Source organism: Bacteroides cellulosilyticus (assembly GCF_020091405.1).
Taxonomy (GTDB): Bacteria; Bacteroidota; Bacteroidia; order Bacteroidales; family Bacteroidaceae; genus Bacteroides.
The window spans coordinates 5,054,391-5,075,747 of sequence record NZ_CP081903.1; the positions used below are offsets into that span (position 1 = coordinate 5,054,391).

The window sequence follows — 21,357 nt, forward strand, 5'->3', positions numbered from 1 at the left end:
ATAATAGTTGTTATTATTCACTCTTTATCACTTCCGCCGGATTTTGCCGTGCAGCCTGCCATACTCGCCAGCCAATGCATAACAGAATAAGTAAAGCTACCCCGCTAAAGATGGCCAGATATATCCATGCACTGATTGCTGTTTGTTCTATATAGCTTTCCAACCATTTTTTCATCAAAGCATATCCTATAGGAAATGCTAGCACTGATGCTGCAACGAGTAATATAAAGTACTCTTTTGCAAACATGGCAAATATTTCTTTTACAGACGCTCCGTTTACTTTGCGGATGGCTATTTCTTTGCGCCGCTGCTCGCAACTTAGCGTAATGAAAGAGAATATTCCGAAAGCGGCAATGAGTACGCAAATAATTGAGGCAAAGCCAAGCAGCTTCAATAATAACGTTTCGGATTTCAGGAACTTAGAATATTCCTCTTCTATATTGAGAAGAGAATGATATTCATTACTGCCAGTTGAGATTTTGGCATATACATCGTCCACTCGCTTTTTAAGATCCTCCCATGTTCCTGCGCGATATTTTATCAAGATATCGCCATAGTTGGCATCAGAATCGGAACCTCCCAGACCTCCTTTATTGCAGAATAAAGTAGGTACTGCCGGGATTGTAGGTGCTGTGATATGGAAGTCTTTGACGATTCCGACAATTGTAACTCCTTGGTGAATATTGATTTTCTTACCTATCGGATTATCTAAACCTAATTTTCTTGCACAAGTCTCGTTGATGATAGCTTTATCTGCATCATCCGGTTTTAGCATTTCACCTTCTATTAGCTTCAGGTTGTAAAAATTGATAAATTCCCTCCCTTCTCTTATGCAGGTGATATCTATTCTATCTTCCTGATCCGTGCTTTTCTTTCCTTCCCAACTGTTTATCCTGTAAGTCAGTGTACTATATCTTGGAAATAAAGGTTCACATCCCTTCAGTGTCTCTACAATACATGGCATCTTATCTATTTCGGCACTGACGGCAGCGTAAGATTCCGGAGAAACATATTGTCTTAATACTGCTGTATTCTTTCTTTCCCAACCAATGTCACCATTTGCCAGATGGTTGAGTTGTTTCATAAGAATGCTTACGCAAAAGATAAATAAAATACATATTATTAATTGGAATACTATACTGCATTTACGGAACAGGAACAGACTGCCGGATTGTCTGTGGTATCGGCGGATAATAAAAGGTGTTAATAGGATATAGGATATGAAAAGGATACCTGTAAAATAGAGGAATGATTCTCCATAAATATCTCCATTAATTTCTGATAGTTCTCTGAATTTCGGAAGTGATAATTCAATGAATGTCATTCCTAAAAGGCCGGATAAAAGCAGTACAAACAAATATTCAGTACCAAAAAGTATGAATAAATTCCGAATGGATGAGCCGCATACTTTTCTTAGTTCAATTTCTCGGTTTCGTGTGCGCATACGGGTGATAAATAAGGAGAGATAATTGAACAATGCGCAAAGTATAATCATTCCGCTTGCTATGGAGAAAAGTACTAAATAATTAAATTTAAGGGATAGTTTTTCATTGATGGCAGAGTAATGATACTGAGTTAATGGAATTATCTTATATTTTTCGAAAGGTTTGGAATACCATTGGTTTCCGGATTCGTAGTTTTTCATTTTTTCTTGAAACGATGTAGCATCTACTCCTTTACGTAACCGGACGTAGGTTTGAAATCTATGTACTCCCCATTCGCTTTTTACTTTTTGAAATTGTGATGACATTGTCCATGCGGCAAAATAGAGATTACTATGTTTCTCTCCATTTTTCAGAATAGCACAGACTGTCTTAGGTGTATCATCTGTCTCTAGCTCCTCCCCCAAAACTTCTGTTGAACCGAATAATGACATAGCAGTCTCCTCTGTTAATGCAATTTTATTATCAGAATAAAGGAATTCCATGTTTCCGGATAATATGGAGGTAGGTTGGAACATCTCTAAAAACGTGGAGTCAGCATACATGCAATTAACTTTTGCCGTTTTTCCCTCCTTGGTTTTCAGTCCTGTTTCTCTTTGGTAAACTGCGCATGCGGCTTCTACTTCCGGAAATTCTTGCCGAAGTGTAGTAGCCAGCATATATGAACTGTATGTGCTGAATGTTGATTCACTAAAAGTGGCTTCTTGATAAAGCAAATGAGTTCGTTCCACACCTTCGTAGAATTTGTCATACGTTATTTCGTAGTGTATCCACAGATTTGAGAGTGCAAAGCAAGTAAATCCTACTGCCAAACCTATAATACTAATAATACTCTGTGTTTTATATTTCAGTATTATATTACGAAACGCTATCTTGCAATAATGCTGTATCATGTCTTTGTTTTTTCTATTATTCACTCTTTATCACTTCTGCCGGATTCTGCCGTGCTGCCTGCCATACCCGCCAGCCGATGCATGCAAAAATAACGATCATTATGCCACCGAATATAGCAAAATATATCCAGGCACTGATAACTGTCTGCTCTACATAGTTTTCAAGCCAACGCTTCATCAGCACATATCCTACAGGGAATGCAATGACACCCGCAATAACCAGCAAAAGCATATATTCTTTCACAAACATAATAAGAATATCCCGGATTGTAGCTCCATTCACTTTGCGTACGGCTATTTCTTTGCGCCTTTGTTCGCAACTTAATGTGATCAGAGAAAAGATACCGAAAGCAGCGATAAGTACACAGACCATGGCTACAAAGCTCAATAACTTTATCAGTGCGTCTTCGGACTTAAGATATCCGGCATATTCTTCTTCTGTGTTGTATAATCTATATCTCACTTCCGGATATTCATAAGTGAACATGCTGTCTATCCGGTTTTTCAGTTCTTTCCATTTACCATCATGAAACTTGATTAAGATTTGCCCTTTTCCTATAGAAAATCCCATGCCTTTAAGAATATCCCTTGCAACTAAAACATAGGGTTGCACCGGTTCTGTCGGTGCTGTGATGTGGAAGTCTTTAATTATGCCTACAATGGTCGATGCTTGAGTTTGCTGATAAAGTTTCTTTCCAATCGGATCGCTCATCCCAAGCGCTTTTACAGCAGATTCATTGATCATTATTTTATTCGTCTCTGTTGACTTCACCATCTCTCCTGCCAACAGTTTCAGATTGTAAAAGGATACTGTCTTTTCACAATTCCACAGACATCGCATATCTATACTTTTCACCGCATCTTCTTTTCCGTCCCAATTAGTGAAGGTTTGTGAGAGGCCTGATGATTGAGGCAATAAGCAACAATGTCCGGATACAACCTCCCTTGTACATGAGAATTGCTTGATCTTATCAGCAATGGCTTCAAAATCATTGTCCGGATATAAAAGATTGATGGAAGCTATATCTTTTCTTTCCCATCCTAAATCTGTATTCGTAAGATAATAGATTTGCTTCATCATCACTATTATGCAGAACGTGACAAGAATCCCTATCATCAATTGGAATGTAATACTTAGTTTACGGAGTGCGTACTTGTTTCCGGTATTCCGGGTGGACGACCGTCTGATGGCGAATGGCACTAACAGAAGTAAAGACAGTAAAAGAATCCCTGCAAAATAAAGAAGTGACTCTCCATAAATGTTTCCGGATATTCCGGACAGTTTCCTAAAGGCGGGCAAGGCCGTCTCAACAAAAGCCATACCCAATACCCCGGATAACAATATGATGTATAGGTACTCCACAGAAAGTAGAATAAATACACCTCCGATGGAGGAACCGCATACTTTACGTAGTGCTATCTCACGCCCACGTATCCTCATGCGAGTGATGAACAGAGAGAGATAATTGAACAGAGAACAAAGAATCACCAAGCCTCCGGCCACAGAGAATAGTATTAGATAATAGAATTGGAAAGATTGGTTCCTGTTAATCGATGAATAATGATACTCGTTGAGTGGCATTAACCGGATTTCCTCAAATACTCTGCGAGGATCTCTCGGATCGGCTTTCGTTTCATTTGCAGCGAGTTTTTTCTGAAAGGCTATCGGATCAGTTCCTTTACGTAACTTGATAATGATTTCGAAACTTCCATTACTCCAATCATTCTGCCAGCGGCGGAAGTATTCTCCCTGTTCCCAGTAGCCGAATGACAGATTACTGTGATCGAGATTTGAGAGAATGGCACAAATCGTCAGTGTATCATCATTGTAGTTTTTAACTTCTTTGCCCAGTACATCCGTAGAACCGAACAAACGCATGGCCATATCTTCTGTTAAAGCTATCTTGTCATTGGAATACATAAAATCCCTGCTTCCTGCTAGAATGGATATATTGAACATCTTCATGAAGCAGGAGTCTGCCTGTATATTATTGGTTTCTACCGTACAATCATTTGCTTTAAGATCTACTTTTTGTACCCATCTGGTATAAGCGCATGCAGCTTCCACTTCCGGGAAATCGTTTTTCAGCAGAGTTGATGCCGGGTATGGCATGGAAGTGGAATAACCGTTTACTCCAAATACACTTTCTTTGCAAAGAATGTACATCCGGTCGGCTCCTTCGTGGTAAGCATCATACGTCATTTCGTAATGTATCCACAGGTTGGCAAGGGCGAAGCAAGTGAAGCCGACTGCCAAACCTAAGATACTGATAATACTTTGTGTTTTATATTTCAGTATATTGCGAAATGCTATTTTGAAATAATGTTGTATCATGGTTTTACATTCTCTCATATCTTATTTACTTTTTGATGGTCCTTACAGAATCTTCCATATTAAGATTTCAAATTTTGTGCCAAAGTTATAACTAACTGCCCATTAGACAAATACGGGGTATGGCAATCTGAAACCAGTGTGCTATACTGCACAAAAATAGTGCATATTCGCACAAGTGTTACATTTAAAATCATAAGGGGTAGTTACAGGCTCTGACTATAACTTCTTAACTTTTGATGAAGTGATAAATTCAGCGCGAACGTATGTTTCGTTTTTTCTTTTGATAATCAGAAAGACAGTTCTTACTTTCTTCTAAAATAGCGTGTAGGAAGTGAGCTCATGGATAAAATGATTCCCTGAATATTGATGTTTGTGTATCAGTATGTTACACCTTGCAAAAAGACAAAAAGTGTAGTTTATTAGGGTCAAAATAGGTTCAGGGTCACTTATACCCCCAATTCCTGCTTAAATGAATAAAGCATTTAAAATAGATGTAAATAAAACATACTCCACATATCACGCACGCTAAATTATCATTTATAGTACGAATTAATTTGGATTGAGTACTTATTCACTCTTTATCACTTCCACTTTATCATTTTATTTTTTTGTATTAAATATTTATCTGTTTTAAGGTTTGTTCGGATTGTAATATTCCAAATCTACTGAAATACGTTTTTTGCAAAAGTCTAAAAAGTCAACTATCTGTATATTAGCATTATATCAACTAATCTAAATAAAAATGACCTATAAATGGGGGTATAAGTGACCCTGAACCTATTTTGACCCCTAATAAGCCTTTTATCAGCCTTGATTTTGTTATACTTTTTCAAGAACAGTCTGCGGGAAAATAATACGGTCCCCCCCATAAGCCTTAAACGGAACATAACAAGCAATGTCATGATGCAAAACTAGCAATCTCGTAATGCGGAATATTGCTAGTTTTGCATCATGACATTGCTTGTTTTAATTATTGGATTTAATTGTTTTATAGCTGATTTTCGCTTCTGATTCTTATTGTTCATTCTGTTTTTACTACTTCTGCCGGATTTACATTTGCAGCTTTATGGATTTGCCAAATAATAATCAGCAAAGAGATGATGGCTGTAATTATGACGGCTATGGCAAATAAATCGAATGTGATGGGAGCTTTGTGCGCAAAGTCTTGCAGGTATAGCGTGATGGCCCCCCATGAAACCGGTATGGATATCAAGGTTGCTATTGCCAGTACCGAAAGATACTTTTTGATGAGCAAGGGATAAATATCCGTTGCTTGCGCCCCATTTACTTTACGCAAACCAATCTCGCGATATCGTTGCCGTATATCGAATAATGAAATTGACAATAACCCCAAAGAAGATATAAAAATGGCGACCCCGGCAAAAAGAGTGTAAATGTTGACCACTTGACGGTCTTCGCGATATATTTTTTCAAGAACATCTTCTATCAAAGTATATTCGAAATCGGTTCTTCCAGTAGACTCCTCATACACGTTGCGTAGAAACTCAATGACTTCAGCCCGGTTCTCGTGCTTATACGAGGCGGTGACAGTATATACTCCACCAATGCTCGTATCGTCATAATAGATAACAACAGGCTGCGTGAGTTGTGAAAGGTGTCTGATATTGAAATCCTTTATGACACCTACAATTTCGCAGGGCGGATTGTAGAAATCCGGTAAGTTATCACGTCATGCGAACGGAAACCGAGGTCAGCGTGAAGCATATATTCCAACTGGCGAACGAAAAACAGAGAAACGGTTATCATAAAGATAGTGATGGCATACTGAAAGCATAGCAACGTCATACGTGACCGTGTTGAGAAGCGTGAAGATGCCAATTCGCGCATGGAGCTGATTGGATTGTTGTGCGTGTATTTCAGGAAAGGATAGCTTGTTGTCAGTAACGGCAATCCCAAAAGTACGATAACAGATACTTTCCAATCAAAACAGGAATCTGCTGTGGTAGGGATATAAAGTTCATGGAAAAAGAACAACTTGGTTATTTCAATTATAGCCCAGCTGACAAGTAATGCAAAGCTCGCCAATAGAATATTCTCAGCATAGATTTGCAGGAAAATTTCTGATCTGCCTGCACCAAACACTTTCTTTATGCCAAACTCTTTTGAACGTTTGGACATGATTACGGTATAGATATTAATGAAATTCAGCAGTCCGATAATACCTACCAGGAAAGCCACTGCCATCAATACCTGGATATAGCTTTTATTACCATATCTGTAGATTTTGTTTTCTTTTCCGTGTTCTTTGTCATAGTACAAGTCTTTCAAAGGCAAGTATTGGTAATGTATAGTCTCATAAGTACTCCATTTATCTCGGGGTTGTTCTTTCCGGTATTTCTTGTTCAGCAGTTTGATGTCTGTATCCGGTGTCATCAGCATGGCATATGTAGGATAATACAGCAAAAAATCGTCCACTTCGTCCGACATAAATATATCAGGCATCCATGATGTCTTGGCATCGGGATCATCTACTATCCCTATAATAACGAATTTAACTCCTTTCGCATTTTTGAAAGTGGCTCCTATGGCATCTCTTCCACCCAATTTCTTCGTCCAGAAAGAACGGGTGATGATAACATCTTTGGGGCGTTTTATTTTTCCACTTCCGGCTATCACCTTATATGGAAATATTTTAAAGAAGGTGCTGTCAATGGAGAAAGCATTGACTCTGACTTCCTGTTCTCCGAATAAGATTGCCATATCCGGAACTTCGTAAACCCCTGTGTATCTTTCTACCGCAGGGTCATTCTCCAATCCCGATTGGTAGCCCCCTAAAAAGTTCTCTCCATTGCTGGGAAATCCTTTAACCAGGCAGATGCGTTCATACTCGGGAAAACACTGATTTACGGTATTTTCCTGATGGATGTATCGGGTAATGGTCAGTACGCAGGCCAAACTACAGGCTAATCCTAATACATTGATAAGTGTGTATGCCTTGAATTTTAACAAGGTGTTTATAACCAGGATAATCTGTTTCATATAGTGCTTCTTAATTTTATTCACTTTTTATCACTTCCGTCGGATTCTGCCGTGCTGTCTGCCATACGCGCCAGCCGATACTTATCTCTTATTCTGCTTTCATGATTGTTGCCGGATTGATGCGGGTTGCTTTATTCACCTGCCAGAACAATGTTCCCAACGAAATGCCTGCCACCACTAATATAGCAATCAGATAGATGAATATACTAACAGGAGCTTTAACAATGAAATCTCTTGTATAAATATATATGAGATAGTAAGATAATGGTACGGTAAGCAACGTTGCCCCTCCTATCACCCATATATATTTTCGGAACAAAATTGAATATAAATTCCGTAGTTGTGCTCCGTTTACTTTGCGGATGGCTATTTCGCGGTAGCGTTGGCGGATGTCGAATAAGGAAAGTCCGAATAATCCCAATGCCGAGACAAAAATAGAGATGGTGGCAAACAGTGTAAACACGGTTGCTACACGGCGATCCTCACGATATAAAGTTTGTATATCCTCATCCAGCCATCGATGATCAAATTCTTCAGTATTAAATATCTCTTGTCTGGCACTTTTCAAATAAGTCATCAGTTCCTTTTCTTTTCCGGGTATGCATGCAATCTGATATTGCGAGCCGGCGCTATTGGGGGTTATCATATATACCACAGGTTTCTTTCCGGCTGTGAGATGACCGGTATAATAATCTTTGATTACAGCTTCTACAGGCATCAGAGATATACCACCTTCTATTATTTTTCCATCCATCCCCATAGCTATCCAAAGTGCCTGTTCTCCTCTTATGAAAGCATCTTCCCGTCGCGTATAACCGAAGGCTTTCATGGCCGATTCATTCATGGCTACCAGATACTGAGTGTACCCTTCTACTTTATCGGGCAATGCACCATCTACTAATTGCAGATTATACAAACTAAAGAAATCAACCGGTACCCACATCAGCATCATGTTTAACTTAACATCCTTGTCATTTATGAGAGTAGAAGAACTTCCACTGCCCAGCACTCCACTGCGTGTAGGGTCTCCGCAGAACCATTTCTTTATGAACGGGCATTCATTCAGTTTCTGCTGAATACTTTGGGAATTCTGCCAGCGTTGTTGTCTCTCTTGTTCGCTTTCGGAGTTCCAGTTTTGAGGAGTCGGAACTAAGTTGGCATACAGTATCCCTTGAGTCCGAAATCCCGGAGGAGTATCTTGCAAAAAGCGAAGGTGACCGCTGAAATACAATGATAGTATAATGAGCAAAAGCGTGATACTGTATTGAATGAATAAAAAAGCCGTACGTGTGGTAACGGATTGACGCGATGATCCGATGGTACGTATGGATATGATAGGTGGTAGGTAATTGTACTTGATATAGGGATAAATAGTGGTGAACAGTGGCAAGAAAAGAAGGACCCCTAATGACAACTGCCAGTCAAATGCCGTATAAGGAATGTCGCTCTCCAATAAGCGGTTGGCATATCCCGAGAATATTTCAATGAAGAACCAGGCTAGCAATAACGCTATGGATATCATGAGTACATTCTCTAACCACAGTTGCAGAAAAAGAGCGCGCCCTTGCACACCAAAGACCTTCTTTATACCATATTCTTTGGAACGTTTCAGCATGAAAACCAAGTATATATTTACAAAGTTCAGGATTCCCGCCAATAGCAACAGCATGCACACACCTGTAAGTATCAGTATATGTGAATGACTACTATAATGCCACATTTCCAAATCATCACCTGCGGCAGCCAGTTCTTTGTTCCAATAGAGTTGGCTGACAGGAAGAAAATTATATCGTATTTTAAATCCATCCGGCACCTGACGGTAAACGTTACTGGCAGCATTGATGGCGTCTACATCGACTCCCGGCATGAAACGTAAAAGTTCCACATACATTCTGCCCCATTCTCTTCGTGATTTGAGATCAATGTTTACTACGATATCAAATGTCAATGATGATTTGCAGGACGGTTCATCCAATATACCGCAAATGGTAAGGTGTCTGCCTCCTGAATATTCCATAGTTTGTCCGATAGGATCTTTCTCTCCAAATACACGCTTGGCAAATTGGCGTGTGATGAGAGCCTCTTCAGGCGCTTTCATTTGTTTGCCTTTCAGGGGATAATGAAAGAAATGAAAGAATGTTGTATCTGCTACTAACATCTGGATTGCATAGGGTCTTTCGTCTATGTTCACATTATCATTGCTCAATGTCATGAAGTAGCTTCGTTCTTTAATGGCTTCAGGCAAAAAATAGACCGTATCTGCACCACTGTCATTACTTACACTACCGGGGAATATATTACTGTCAATGTCACGAATTGGAATATACACATTTTCAGCATCCGTGCAGTGCGTGTTCACTTGCAACTCACGGTGAATGTAGCGTACTAATATGATGGTACATGCCAGGCTGAGTGCCAGGCCGATTACATTAATAATCGTATATGACTTGGAGCGTATCAGGAAGCGCCAGGCGTATTTGAGTGTTTTCATGTTTCAGTCTTTATTATATTTTAGTTATATTCTATTTCTTATTCGCTTTTCATAATTTCTGCCGGATTAATTCGTGCAGCTTTATTCACTTGCCAGAACAATGTGCCTAACGAAATGCCAGAAACTATCAGTATGGCTATGGCATAAATGAATATGCTGACAGGAGCTTTCACTACAAAATCTTGCGTATAGATGTATATCAGGTAATAAGATAAAGGTATGGTAATCAATATGGCAATTCCTATTACCCAAATGTACTTGCGGAACAGAACTGCATACAGATTTCTCAATTGTGCTCCGTTTACTTTGCGGATGGCTATTTCCCGATATCGCTGGCGGATATCAAACAGAGAAATACCGAATAGCCCGAGGCCTACAATTATAATCGCAATACAGGCAAAAACGGAATAAATGATGCTTGTTTGTCTGTCCTGGGCATAGATTGCTTTTACGTCTTCTTCCAGAATACTGTATTCAAAATCTTCACTGCCATAAATCTTTAATTCCGTTTTACGTAGGAACTCAAGCACTTCTTTCTTTTTACCCGGCACACAGGCTATCTGATAGACATCGCCGCTCATCTGATTGCTTACCATATAAACAGTAGGTTTCTTTCCTAAAGTTAAATGTCCGTTGTAGTAATCATCTACCACCGCTACAATGGGTTGGGTTTTGGATTCGTTTCCTCTTTTCAGGGGATTTTCTATGCTGGCACCCTGACAAGTGGTGTAGTTTAAGGCTCTCATAGCTGCCTTATTCATCACCAGAACTCCGAAAAAGCCTTTATCTGATAAATCGGGGAGCTCGCCTTCGATAAATTTAATATCATAGACCTGAAAGAAATGAGGCGTGGCAAGGCGCATATTCAGGTAGATCTTCTTCCCTTGATCGTTTATATAATCACTACCATAATCTCCTTTAAGAATGTCAATATAGCTGGCCTCAAAATCTTCTATATAGGGACAGGAAGAAAGCTCCTTATCCAATGCGTTCACTCGCTCCTGACGTTGTTTCATGCTCTCCTCCGTGTAAGCATCAAAGTCCTTTGATTCGTAAGTCAATTGAGCAATGATAATATCTTTGGTACGAAATCCCGGTTCGGTACTAAGCAACATATTCAGCTGGTTATTGAAATAAAGCGAGACTACCACCAATAAAAAAGTGAGTACGTACTGAATGCCCAAAAATAGGATCCGTGAATGTATTGAACGACTTTCCGAACCTATAGAACGGATGGAGACAATAGGGGGAGTATAATTGTATTTGATGAATGGATAAAGAGAAGTAACTAATGGGAGTACTACCAATATGCCTAATGATAATTGCCAGTCAAATGTCGTATAGCCAAACTGATGATTGAAAAGATTTTTCACCGGCACAGTACTTACTTCTACAAACAACCAAGCTATGAGCATAGCGGCTGATACCAACAAAGCATTCTCTGTCCATATATTAAGAAATAGCTCTTTACCTCTTGCACCGAACACCTTTTTCAATCCGTATTCTTTTCCCCTCCGAAGCATGACAACCAGATAGATATTGATGAAATTTATAATACCTGCTAATAGCACTAATAGGCATACTCCTATCATAATCCACAGATGGGAATAACTGCCGGTAGAGACCATCAATATCTCTTCAGAACTGATGGAGCTATCCCAATAGAATTGCTTGACGGGAATCAAAGAATAAGTATAAGTACGCGTATCACCGCTTTCGGGCGAGTTTATATATCTTGGGATACTACCTGTTTTGTTTAGCTTATTTATATCAGTGCCCGGCATGAATGAAAACAAGTCTATAGCCATGCGTTCCCAACTATCAGATAAAGCTTTAGACAATACTATATCGAACTGCAGGAAAGTCTTGTTTCCGGGATTACCCAATACACCCTCAATAGTTATGTCCTTTCCATTAGAACAACGGATGATTTTACCTACCGGATTCTCCTTACCGAAAAGCTTGTGGGCAAATGCCTCTGTAACTAAAGCGGAGTATGGAGAAGGTAATGTAATGTTTCCCTGCACCACCGGGTAGCGGAATAGCTGAAAAAAGATACTGTCTGTTACGATGATTCGCGAAGGAAACCGATTTGCCCCAATCATTACATAATCTTTCTCCAACGGAATGAAGCTGCTCTGCTTATTGATGTAGCGTTGATCGATAAGGCTGCTATCTCCCCTATTAATAAGCATACTTAAATATTTATTGCCACCCACATCCGCTTTGACACCATAAACCTGTTCCCGGTCAATGCAATGGCTATCCACTGTCAATTCCCTGTGAATATAGCGGAATAGAATGATGCAACATGCCAGACTGAAGGCCAGTCCCAGTAGATTAATAATCGTATATGACTTGGAGCGTATCAGGAAGCGCCAGGCGTATTTGAGTGTTTTCATGTTTCAGTCTTTATTATATTAATCTCTTTCTGTTATTTTGCTATTCTCTGATAATGCTGTATTTGTTCCTTATTTTAATATCAGTTCTTCCGCTTCGCCAAAGTTATCATATCCCGTCGTAATAACCCAATCTCCGGGCTGTAAACCGTCTGTAATCTCGTATTGCTGGGGATTCTGGCGTCCGATACTGAGAGGGACACGAATTGCTTTCGTTTTGGATGCGTTTAGTTTGTAAATCCATTGACCACCGGTAGCCTGATAGAAATTACCACGTGGGATAACGATGGCCTGTTCGGGTTGTCCCAACTCTATCTGTACACGGAAACTTTTACCGACACGTACATTGTCGGGCATCTCTCCGGTAAATACTAAGTCGACATCGAAAGTGCGGTCTTTTACTTCGGGAACTACCTTTGTAATACGGAGTGGATATTTACGTCCCTGATAATTAATTGTAGCCGGAAGTCCTGTCGTGATACGATCTATGTAGTATTCACTGAGCGAAGTGTGTATTTTATATTGGTCTAATACCTTAATTTCAGCAATACCTTGGTTGGATGATACTTGCTGCCCCGGAGTTACTTTCACGAAGCTGAGTTGCCCGGCGACGGGGGCCTTAATTACTAAATTATCCAGTCGTTCGCAAGCACGTTCATACTTTTTACGTTCGCGTTCCCGGTCATTATGGATCAGGTCTTTGCGGATAATGGCAACAACAGAATCCTGACGCAAACTCTCGCGTTGTAACTTTGCTTTCTTTACATTGTAATTATACTCATCTTCGGCAACTTCCAGTTGAGCTTTACTTTTTATCCCCATTTTATATTCTTCTTTATCAAGATTGAAACTTTTTTGAAGACGCGTCAACTCATAGTTTGTTTGCAAAGTTTGTTGCTGGAGGGTCAGGCTCTTTTGTTCCATTTCAATTTCTTTCTCCCGAAAAGAAATCAATTGCTTCTCCAAATCATCACGTTGCTCTTCAATATTGTGTATCAAATCAGGGTTTTCGAGTACAAGGATTGTGTCTCCCTTTTGAAGCAAACTTCCCTCCTCGCCTACAATACGGTCTACACTTCCTGATTCACGGGCATTAACGATAATGGTGAGGATGGGTTGTATAAGTCCTTCCACGTCTACATATTCCATGAATTTATCATTTCTGACTTCAGCAATCTGCACATTCTCCTGGTCGATGCGAAGCTTGCTGGGACCGGCAGAAAGGATGATAACGTAAATAATGAAAGCAAGGAATAGAATTCCTCCTGCCAGATAATAGCGGTAGCGGATGTACCAAGGTTTCTTTTCGAGTTTAATATCCATAATATCTTTATTGTTTTACAATTTATAGTCAAGTTTATAATATGTCCCCTTATTTTCTTATCATCCTGTCCATCACTTCCTCTATTCTTTCTGTTTCTGTCAGCGGTGCATCTACTTCAAAATCATAAAGTGTGATACTGCGGAGGGTGTAATACAAACTCCAGTAGTTATATAGTGCAGTGATGTAATTTCGTCGGGCGGCATCTTTTTCACTGATGGAAGCATTGAGGTCGAGTACGGTAGACTTTCCCAAGATATAAAGTCGCCGGGCTACATCAGCACGTCGTTGAGCCGTTTCATCGGTGCGGGCGGCAATATGTACGCGCTGGGATTGTAAATTGAATTGTTTTACCAGTTTACGGACATTCAGTTCAAAGTCTGTTTTATCCTGCTCTACTTGAGTATAAGTTAAGTCACGATTAGAACGAGCTACCCGGACCTGTCCTTTGCCACGTCCCCAATCCAATATAGGTAGACTAATGCCGAGGGTGACGTATTGTTGGTCCAAAGGATTGTGATAAGCATCTTTCAGTTTATTGCCGGTCTGAGTCAGTCCGAAACGCAAGTAAAGATCGGCTTTCAGGCCGGCATTGGCACGGGCACTGGCTACCCGGCTTTCGCTTTCCAGTTTGCGCCGCTGCATGTCCAGTATATCCGGGCTGTTTTGACGTGCTGTGATTAAAGCTGTGCTTAGATCTATGTGAAGATTGGGGACATGATCGCTGACATCCACTTTGATCAGTATATCCTCCTGGATACCGAGATACGAACGAAGTTCTTGCATGCAATTTTCTACTTCGATATGGGCATTCATACGATTGGTCTCTTCGGTCAGTTTATTAAGTTCCAGTTGTAGCATCTCGTTTTCGGTAATGGTACCTATATTATAGCGCCCTTGTGCATATGTATATAAGGTGTCTGCATTGGCATAGTTGGTAGAAGCTATTTCGTAGTTGCTTTGTGCGGTGGCAAGGGCAAAGAATTTCTGCGTAGCGTTGGCAGCAACGAGCTCCAGGGTTTCCACATAAGTTTTTTTGGCTTCCTGGTAACGCAATGGTTCGATACGACGATTCCATTTCAGACTGTTATATCCAAAAAGAGACTGACTATAGCCGACATTTATGGGTGATGTCTGCCAGGAGGTAGAGTTGTCACTAAATAAATCAAGCCGCTGGGCAGAAGTTTCCACAAACAATGTACCACCTGTCCAAGGAATATTCTGTGTCAGGCTTAAGGTGAGGTCGGTACTTAATAAGTTTTGTTCCACAAATTTCACGCTACCATCGCTCATCGTAATTTTGTTGATAGCACGATTCAGATACGGATCGGAAGTTAATTTCAAGGCGGGCAGATAGTTGGCCCGATAATATTTGTAGTTCCAGTAGGCGGAACGAAAACTGTGTTGGGCTGTTTGCGCATCGGGTGATTGTTGACGGGCACGCTCTATAGTCTGACCTAATGTCAGCTCCATAGTGTGTTCCTGCGCATCAATAGTTATAAGAGTTCCGCAAGCTATTAATAATAAAAGTATTTTTTTGTACATAGTATGTTCCTTTTAGTAGAAGAGATTCAAATCTTATGCCAAAGATGTAATACTTTGTGTTACAATGTTATACTTCTATCTGATGCAAATTGAGCGTGTGCCATACCGCACAAAAATAGTGCGCATACGCACACACAACACATCGATATATTGTTTATCTTTGCGCATCGGATATATTCATATTTGCAAAAAAGATTATCGGATAATAATAGCTTCGTATGGAACAATTAGGAAAAATATTAATAGTAGATGATAATGAGGACGTACTTTTTGCCCTTAACCTTCTGCTGGAACCTTATGCGGAAAAAATAAAAGTAGCAGTAACCCCCGATCGTATCGAACATTTCATGACGACTTTCCAGCCGGACATTACCCTGCTGGATATGAACTTCAGTCGCGACGCCATCAGTGGGCAGGAAGGCTTTGAAAGTCTGGAACAAATCTTGCGTATTGATCCTCAGGCAGTCGTTATTTTTATGACAGCATATGCAGATACAGATAAAGCGGTACGGGCCATTAAAGCGGGTGCTACCGATTTCATCCCGAAACCGTGGGAAAAAGAAAAACTACTTGCTACACTCTCATCCGGTATTAAATTACGCCGTTCCCGCTGTGAAGTTAGTCTGTTAAAAGAACAAGTGGAAGTACTTAGCGGTGCGGGAAGTAGTGTGGAAGAATCTATTATTGGTGAATCTGCCGCGATGCAGGAAGTGTTTGCCACGATAGAGAAGCTGCGTGATACAGATGCTAACATTCTTGTACTTGGTGAAAATGGAACAGGAAAAGATGTGATAGCCCGTTTGTTATACCGTTGTTCGCCACGTTACGGACGGCCATTCGTTACAATTGATCTCGGCAGTATCCCGGAACAATTGTTTGAGAGTGAATTATTCGGCTATGAAAAAGGAGCATTTACTGATGCCCGGAAACCGAAAGCCGGACGGATGGAGGTGGCAACGGGAGGTACATTGTTTTTGGATGAAATAGGAAATCTTTCACTGCCTATGCAAGCAAAACTGCTGACTGCTATTGAAAAACGACAGATCAGTCGTTTGGGTAGTACACAATCTGTATCCATCGACGTACGCTTGATTTGTGCTACAAATGCGGATATCCGCCATCTGGTGGAAGAAGGGAATTTCCGGCAGGATTTACTTTATCGTATCAATACGATTGAACTACATATTCCTCCTTTGAGGGAACGGGGAAATGATATTATTCTTCTGGCAGATTATTTCTTGCAGCGTTATGCCCGGAAATATCAAAAGGAAATGCGGGGCTTGACACGTGAAGCAAAAGCTAAATTGCTGCGTTATTCCTGGCCGGGAAATGTGCGTGAGTTACAGCATACGATGGAGCGTGCCGTGATTTTGGGTGACGGTTCATTGCTTCGCCCCGATAATTTCTTGTTCCAGGCTTCCTCCCCCCGTCTTAAAAAAGAAGAAGAAGTACTTAATCTGGAACAATTGGAACGGCAAGCTGTAGAAAAGGCAATGCGGTTAAGCGAGGGGAATATGACACGTGCTGCGGAGTATTTGGGAATTACGCGCTTTGCATTGTATAGGAAGATTGAGAAATTGGGATTATAAATTAAGAAGTAATATGAAGCAGTATTCCTTGGTTGTTATCTTGCATATCTGTCTGCTGGCAATACTTTCTGTTGGCGTTTATGTGTTATATTGTGCTGATTTATGGTTTAGCATGCTTATAACATTCCTGTTTCTTCTGGGAACAGGAATACACCTTTATTATATACAGATGAAGCAATTGCAGATGATGCGTCGCCTGACGGACAGTTTGCGTTATAATGACATGACACAGGCTTTCCGTCCGCCTTATAAAAATAAACTGATGACAGAAATGTCTGTAGAGCTATCTGAAACCTTGCAGGCATTTCGTGCCCGCCTGTTGGAAGAAGAAATAAAACATCAGTATTACGAAAGTCTGCTGAACAAGGTAGATACTGCTGTATTAGTGACTGATATGTCCGGACGTATTGAGTGGCTGAATCGTGCTGCCACTGCCCAGTTAGGGCAAGATCCGCAATTGCCGGCCGAACTTTTGAGCCTTCCTTCCGGTGAAACGCAGGTCATACGTATTCATCGAAATGGAACCACTTTAGAAATGGCAGTAGCTACCACTCTCTTTGTAGCCCGTGGCATGGAGAGGCGCCTTATCAGTTTGAAGAATATCCATTCTGTACTGGAACGGAATGAGATGGAAGCCTGGCAAAAGCTGATACGTGTACTCACTCATGAAATTATGAACTCCATTACTCCTATCATTTCCCTCTCTGAAACACTTAGTGAGCGCGGAGTACCCGTTACATTAAAAGATGCAGCGGGCGAAAAAGAATATGCTGTAATGCTACAAGCTATGCAAACCATTCATCGACGTAGTAAGGGACTATTAGGTTTTGTAGAAAACTATCGTCGTCTTACCCGTCTTCCCGCTCCTGTCTGTGCTAGTGTGCCGGTTCGGGAACTGTTCACCGATTTACAGAAACTTTTTCCTGATGAAACTATTCATTTCGAGCTTCCACCTTCGGAGAAAACACTGGATGTGGATCGTGCTCAGATAGAACAAGTGCTTATTAATCTGTTGAAAAATGCTCGTGAAGCATCTGCCCGCCGCGAAACGCCCAAGATTGAGGTTAAAGCTGTTTTTGCACCGAAAGTGACTTCTTCTCTTACTGCATGGCGTTGTACTATTACTGTTCGGGATAATGGTGAAGGTATCTTACCTGAAGTGCAGGATAAAATATTTGTTCCGTTCTTCACAACGAAAACTGCCGGTTCGGGTATCGGACTCAGTCTTTGCAAGCAGATCATGAATCAGCATGGAGGAAATATTACCGTTTATTCGGAACCGGGAAAAGGGAGTTGCTTTACTTTACAATTCTGTTAGATAAATACTGCACCTGCAAAAGGTTGTTCTGTGTCTATTAAAAAATATAAATATTATATAATCATAAAATTTCCGTGTCGATATTTTATTGCTTTTAACAGCTACTAATTTTCCCATTATTTATTTTTGCAGCCACATAAATCGATAACTCATATTTAATTAACCATAAAATTCTATATGATTATGCGAACTAATTATTTGCTGCTATTAACCATTTTATTGGGTTTAATACCCGTGAATTACACACACGCCTCTGACTCAATTCCAAGCGTGTTTCTTTATTCTCCTTATACAAAGATTTCTGTTTCTCCGGGAACGAGTATTGATTACAAAATTGATTTAATCAATAATTCGGATATTCCGGTCAATGTAGATCTGTCTGTTACAGGATTACCTGCAAGTTGGAAACGTGAATTGAAATCCGGTGGTTGGAATATTAACAAATTAGCTGTCCTGCCTAGTGAAAAGAAAGACTTTAACCTGAAATTGGAAGTCCCATTAAAAATAAACAAGGGTAGCTACAATTTTGTTGTATCTGCTGGAGACTGTCAACTTCCTTTAACTGTCATCGTAGCTCAGCAAGGTACTTATCAGACTGAATTTACTACTGATCAGCCCAATATGCAGGGCAACTCAAAATCGACATTTACTTTTAATGCCGTACTGAAGAATCAGACGGCTGATCAGCAGTTATATGCATTGATGTCTAATGCGCCCAGAGGATGGAATGTTATTTTTAAACCTAATTATAAGCAGGCAACTTCCGCACAAGTAGAAGCGAATGCCAGCCAGAATGTGTCGATAGACGTCACTCCGCCGGCTAATGTTGAAGCAGGGAATTATAAGATTTCAGTACGTGCAGTAGCCGGTAATACTTCTGCTGATCTGGATCTGGAAGTGGTGGTTACCGGTACATATCAAATGGAACTGACTACTCCACGGGGATTGTTGAGTACTGAAATAACTGCCGGAGATGTGAAGCGTCTGGAGTTGGTTGTCAGAAACACAGGTTCCTCTTTATTAAAGGATATTCAACTCTCATCCGGTAAGCCAAAAGATTGGGAAGTATCTTTTGAACCTGCCAAAATAGAAATATTAAAAGCCGGAGAAACATCTACTGTTACAGCTATAATGAAAGCTTCGAAAAAAGCTTTGCCAGGCGACTATGTAGCAACAATGGAAGCCAGAACCCCCGAAGTAAATGCAACCGCACAATTCAGAATTGCAGTAAAAACACCAATGCTTTGGGGTTGGGTAGGAATATTAGTCATCGTTGTAGCTGTGGGAGGTGTCTATTACCTATTCCGAAAATATGGAAGGAGGTAATTATGGGCGAACAAGTGATTGTACTTACCGATTTAACCAAAAAATACGGTAATTTCACTGCTGTAGACCATATTAGCCTGTCAATCTGCAAAGGAGAGATTTTCGGATTATTGGGTCCGAATGGTGCGGGAAAATCCACAACTATCCTGATGATGCTGGGGTTGACAGAACCAACTTCCGGTAAAGTGGAAATTTGCGGAATAGACTCCACTACAAATCCTATTGAAGTCAAGAGGAAAATTGGTTATCTTCCTGAAGATTTAGGCTTTTACGATGATATGACCGGGTTGGAAAATCTCATCTATACAGCACTTCTGAACGGCTTTTCAAGGAAAGAGGCTGAAGAGAAAGCAAAGGAACTTATGCACCGGGTTGGACTTGCCGAACAGGTGAATAAAAAAACCGGAAAGTATTCCCGCGGTATGAGGCAACGTTTGGGTTTAGCGGATGTATTGATAAAGAATCCGGAAATCATTATTCTGGACGAGCCGACATCCGGTATCGATCCTGCCGGAATCCAGGAATTTATAGAATTGATTCGTAATTTGAGTAGGGTACATTCCCTTACCGTATTGTTTTCCTCACATAATCTGGATCAGGTACAGAAAGCTTGTGATCGTGTGGGCTTATTTAATCACGGAGAATTACTGGCTCAGCTTGATCTTAGAGAAATGGAAGGTAAACAAGTGGAACTTATTGATATCTACAATAATTATATAAAGGAAGGAGGTGAGAAGTATGAACGGAATTGAGCAGCCTTTCTGGGTTATTGTGAATAAAGAGATCCGGGATCATGTGCGTAGTTGGCGCTTTATTATTTTACTTGCCATTATCACGCTCACTTGCTTGGGAGCCTTGTATACATCACTCACCAGTATGCATGAGGCTGTCAAATCAGGTGATGTGGAAGATACTTTTTTCTTCTTGAAATTGTTTACCGTATCCGATGGTACATTGCCTTCTTTTGTTTTGTTCATCAACTTTTTAGGGCCGCTGTTAGGTATTGCCTTAGGATTTGATGCCATGAATTCGGAACTGAACAAAGGGACATTATGCCGTATATTATCACAACCGATACACCGTGATTGTATAATCAATGCCAAATTTGTTGCTGCACTGATTGTGATTACAATTATGCTGTTTGTATTAGGTTTTTTGGTAATGGGAGCTGGGCTGATAGCCATCGGTATTCCACCTACACCGGAAGAATTTGCCCGTATCATTTCCTTTTTGATCCTAAGTGTTTTCTATGTAGGTCTTTGGTTGAATACGGCGATACTGTTCTCGCTCTGCTTCCGGCAGACGGCTACTTCAGCTTTGGCTTCTCTGGCGATATGGTTGTTTTTCAGCGTATTTTATACGATGATTGTCAATTGGATTGCTAAGATGTTCATGCCTTCTGATATGATGTCGCCTTATTATGTTGTCGGTTATCAAAAAATAGTTTGGGGCATAATGTCATTGAATCCGTGCGAATTATTCAATCAGGCAACTTCTGTATTGCTGATGCCATCACTTCGAAGCTTGGGACCGTTAATGATGGAGCAGGTTCAAGGGGCAATACCTAGCCCTCTCCCATTGGGACAGAGTTTACTGGTTATATGGCCACAGCTAACAGGATTGATTGCAGTTACAATTCTCTGTTTTGCACTCTCTTATATCATATTTATGCGTAGAGAAATACGTTCAAGGTAAATT

13 protein-coding genes are annotated in these 21,357 nt (G+C 40.4%); 5 read left to right on the forward strand and 8 right to left on the reverse strand.

All coding sequences use genetic code 11. The features are described from left to right. Positions 1-13 precede the first annotated feature (13 nt). From K6V21_RS19095 to K6V21_RS19130, 8 genes are all read right to left on the reverse strand, one after another. Positions 14-2,335, reverse strand: coding sequence for an ABC transporter permease (locus K6V21_RS19095; RefSeq protein WP_224319551.1), 2,322 nt, complete (start codon positions 2,333-2,335; stop codon positions 14-16). A 16-nt stretch (positions 2,336-2,351) separates the two neighbouring features. Then, on the reverse strand, positions 2,352-4,670 hold the full coding sequence (locus K6V21_RS19100) for an ABC transporter permease (protein ID WP_224322066.1): 2,319 nt from the start codon (positions 4,668-4,670) through the stop codon (positions 2,352-2,354). Positions 4,671-5,691: 1,021 nt separating this feature from the next. Beyond that, positions 5,692-6,120 (reverse strand): ABC transporter permease, encoded by a 429-nt coding sequence (locus K6V21_RS19105; protein ID WP_224319552.1) that lies wholly within the window; start codon positions 6,118-6,120, stop codon positions 5,692-5,694. Positions 6,121-6,314: 194 nt separating this feature from the next. Then, entirely contained in the window at positions 6,315-7,670 is a 1,356-nt protein-coding gene (locus K6V21_RS19110) for an ABC transporter permease (protein ID WP_224319553.1), read from the reverse strand. Between the two features lie 88 nt (positions 7,671-7,758). After that, positions 7,759-10,161 carry an ABC transporter permease gene (locus tag K6V21_RS19115; RefSeq protein WP_224319554.1) on the reverse strand — a complete coding sequence of 801 codons (2,403 nt, stop codon included), beginning with the start codon at positions 10,159-10,161 and terminating at the stop codon, positions 7,759-7,761. Between the two features lie 38 nt (positions 10,162-10,199). Next, a complete protein-coding gene (locus tag K6V21_RS19120; RefSeq protein WP_217713077.1) occupies positions 10,200-12,563 on the reverse strand; it encodes an ABC transporter permease in 2,364 nt (787 codons plus the stop codon). Between the two features lie 69 nt (positions 12,564-12,632). After that, a complete protein-coding gene (locus K6V21_RS19125) occupies positions 12,633-13,883 on the reverse strand; it encodes an efflux RND transporter periplasmic adaptor subunit (protein WP_224319555.1) in 1,251 nt (416 codons plus the stop codon). 49 nt (positions 13,884-13,932) lie between these two features. Then, entirely contained in the window at positions 13,933-15,426 is a 1,494-nt protein-coding gene (locus K6V21_RS19130) for a TolC family protein (RefSeq protein ID WP_224319556.1), read from the reverse strand. A 218-nt stretch (positions 15,427-15,644) separates the two neighbouring features. Here K6V21_RS19130 and K6V21_RS19135 point away from each other — a divergent pair, with 218 nt between their 5' ends. The 5 genes from K6V21_RS19135 to K6V21_RS19155 all read left to right on the forward strand — a co-directional run bounded on the left by K6V21_RS19135 (position 15,645) and on the right by K6V21_RS19155 (position 21,354). Beyond that, on the forward strand, positions 15,645-17,015 hold the full coding sequence (locus K6V21_RS19135; RefSeq protein WP_224319557.1) for a sigma-54-dependent transcriptional regulator: 1,371 nt from the start codon (positions 15,645-15,647) through the stop codon (positions 17,013-17,015). Positions 17,016-17,028: 13 nt separating this feature from the next. Further along, positions 17,029-18,333, forward strand: coding sequence for a sensor histidine kinase (locus K6V21_RS19140; protein WP_224319558.1), 1,305 nt, complete (start codon positions 17,029-17,031; stop codon positions 18,331-18,333). 177 nt (positions 18,334-18,510) lie between these two features. After that, the gene (locus K6V21_RS19145) at positions 18,511-19,659 is read left to right on the forward strand and encodes an NEW3 domain-containing protein (RefSeq protein ID WP_224319559.1); all 1,149 of its coding nucleotides are present in this window, start codon (positions 18,511-18,513) and stop codon (positions 19,657-19,659) included. Between the two features lie 2 nt (positions 19,660-19,661). Beyond that, on the forward strand, positions 19,662-20,411 hold the full coding sequence (locus K6V21_RS19150) for an ABC transporter ATP-binding protein (RefSeq protein WP_224319560.1): 750 nt from the start codon (positions 19,662-19,664) through the stop codon (positions 20,409-20,411). After that, a complete protein-coding gene (locus K6V21_RS19155; RefSeq protein ID WP_224319561.1) occupies positions 20,398-21,354 on the forward strand; it encodes an ABC transporter permease in 957 nt (318 codons plus the stop codon). Before K6V21_RS19150 ends, K6V21_RS19155 begins: the two co-directional genes overlap by 14 nt. Positions 21,355-21,357 lie beyond the last annotated feature (3 nt).

Excerpts from the sequence above, each read along its gene's own strand:
- K6V21_RS19135 (WP_224319557.1), top strand. The coding sequence starts at position 15,645 with ATGGAACAATTAGGAAAAATATTAATAGTAGATGATAATGAGGACGTA.
- K6V21_RS19095 (WP_224319551.1), bottom strand. The coding sequence starts at position 2,335 with ATGATACAGCATTATTGCAAGATAGCGTTTCGTAATATAATACTGAAA.
- K6V21_RS19125 (WP_224319555.1), bottom strand. The coding sequence starts at position 13,883 with ATGGATATTAAACTCGAAAAGAAACCTTGGTACATCCGCTACCGCTAT.
- K6V21_RS19120 (WP_217713077.1), bottom strand. The coding sequence starts at position 12,563 with ATGAAAACACTCAAATACGCCTGGCGCTTCCTGATACGCTCCAAGTCA.
- K6V21_RS19140 (WP_224319558.1), top strand. The coding sequence starts at position 17,029 with ATGAAGCAGTATTCCTTGGTTGTTATCTTGCATATCTGTCTGCTGGCA.
- K6V21_RS19155 (WP_224319561.1), top strand. The coding sequence starts at position 20,398 with ATGAACGGAATTGAGCAGCCTTTCTGGGTTATTGTGAATAAAGAGATC.
- K6V21_RS19150 (WP_224319560.1), top strand. The coding sequence starts at position 19,662 with ATGGGCGAACAAGTGATTGTACTTACCGATTTAACCAAAAAATACGGT.
- K6V21_RS19115 (WP_224319554.1), bottom strand. The coding sequence starts at position 10,161 with ATGAAAACACTCAAATACGCCTGGCGCTTCCTGATACGCTCCAAGTCA.
- K6V21_RS19100 (WP_224322066.1), bottom strand. The coding sequence starts at position 4,670 with ATGATACAACATTATTTCAAAATAGCATTTCGCAATATACTGAAATAT.
- K6V21_RS19110 (WP_224319553.1), bottom strand. The coding sequence starts at position 7,670 with ATGAAACAGATTATCCTGGTTATAAACACCTTGTTAAAATTCAAGGCA.
- K6V21_RS19145 (WP_224319559.1), top strand. The coding sequence starts at position 18,511 with ATGATTATGCGAACTAATTATTTGCTGCTATTAACCATTTTATTGGGT.
- K6V21_RS19130 (WP_224319556.1), bottom strand. The coding sequence starts at position 15,426 with ATGTACAAAAAAATACTTTTATTATTAATAGCTTGCGGAACTCTTATA.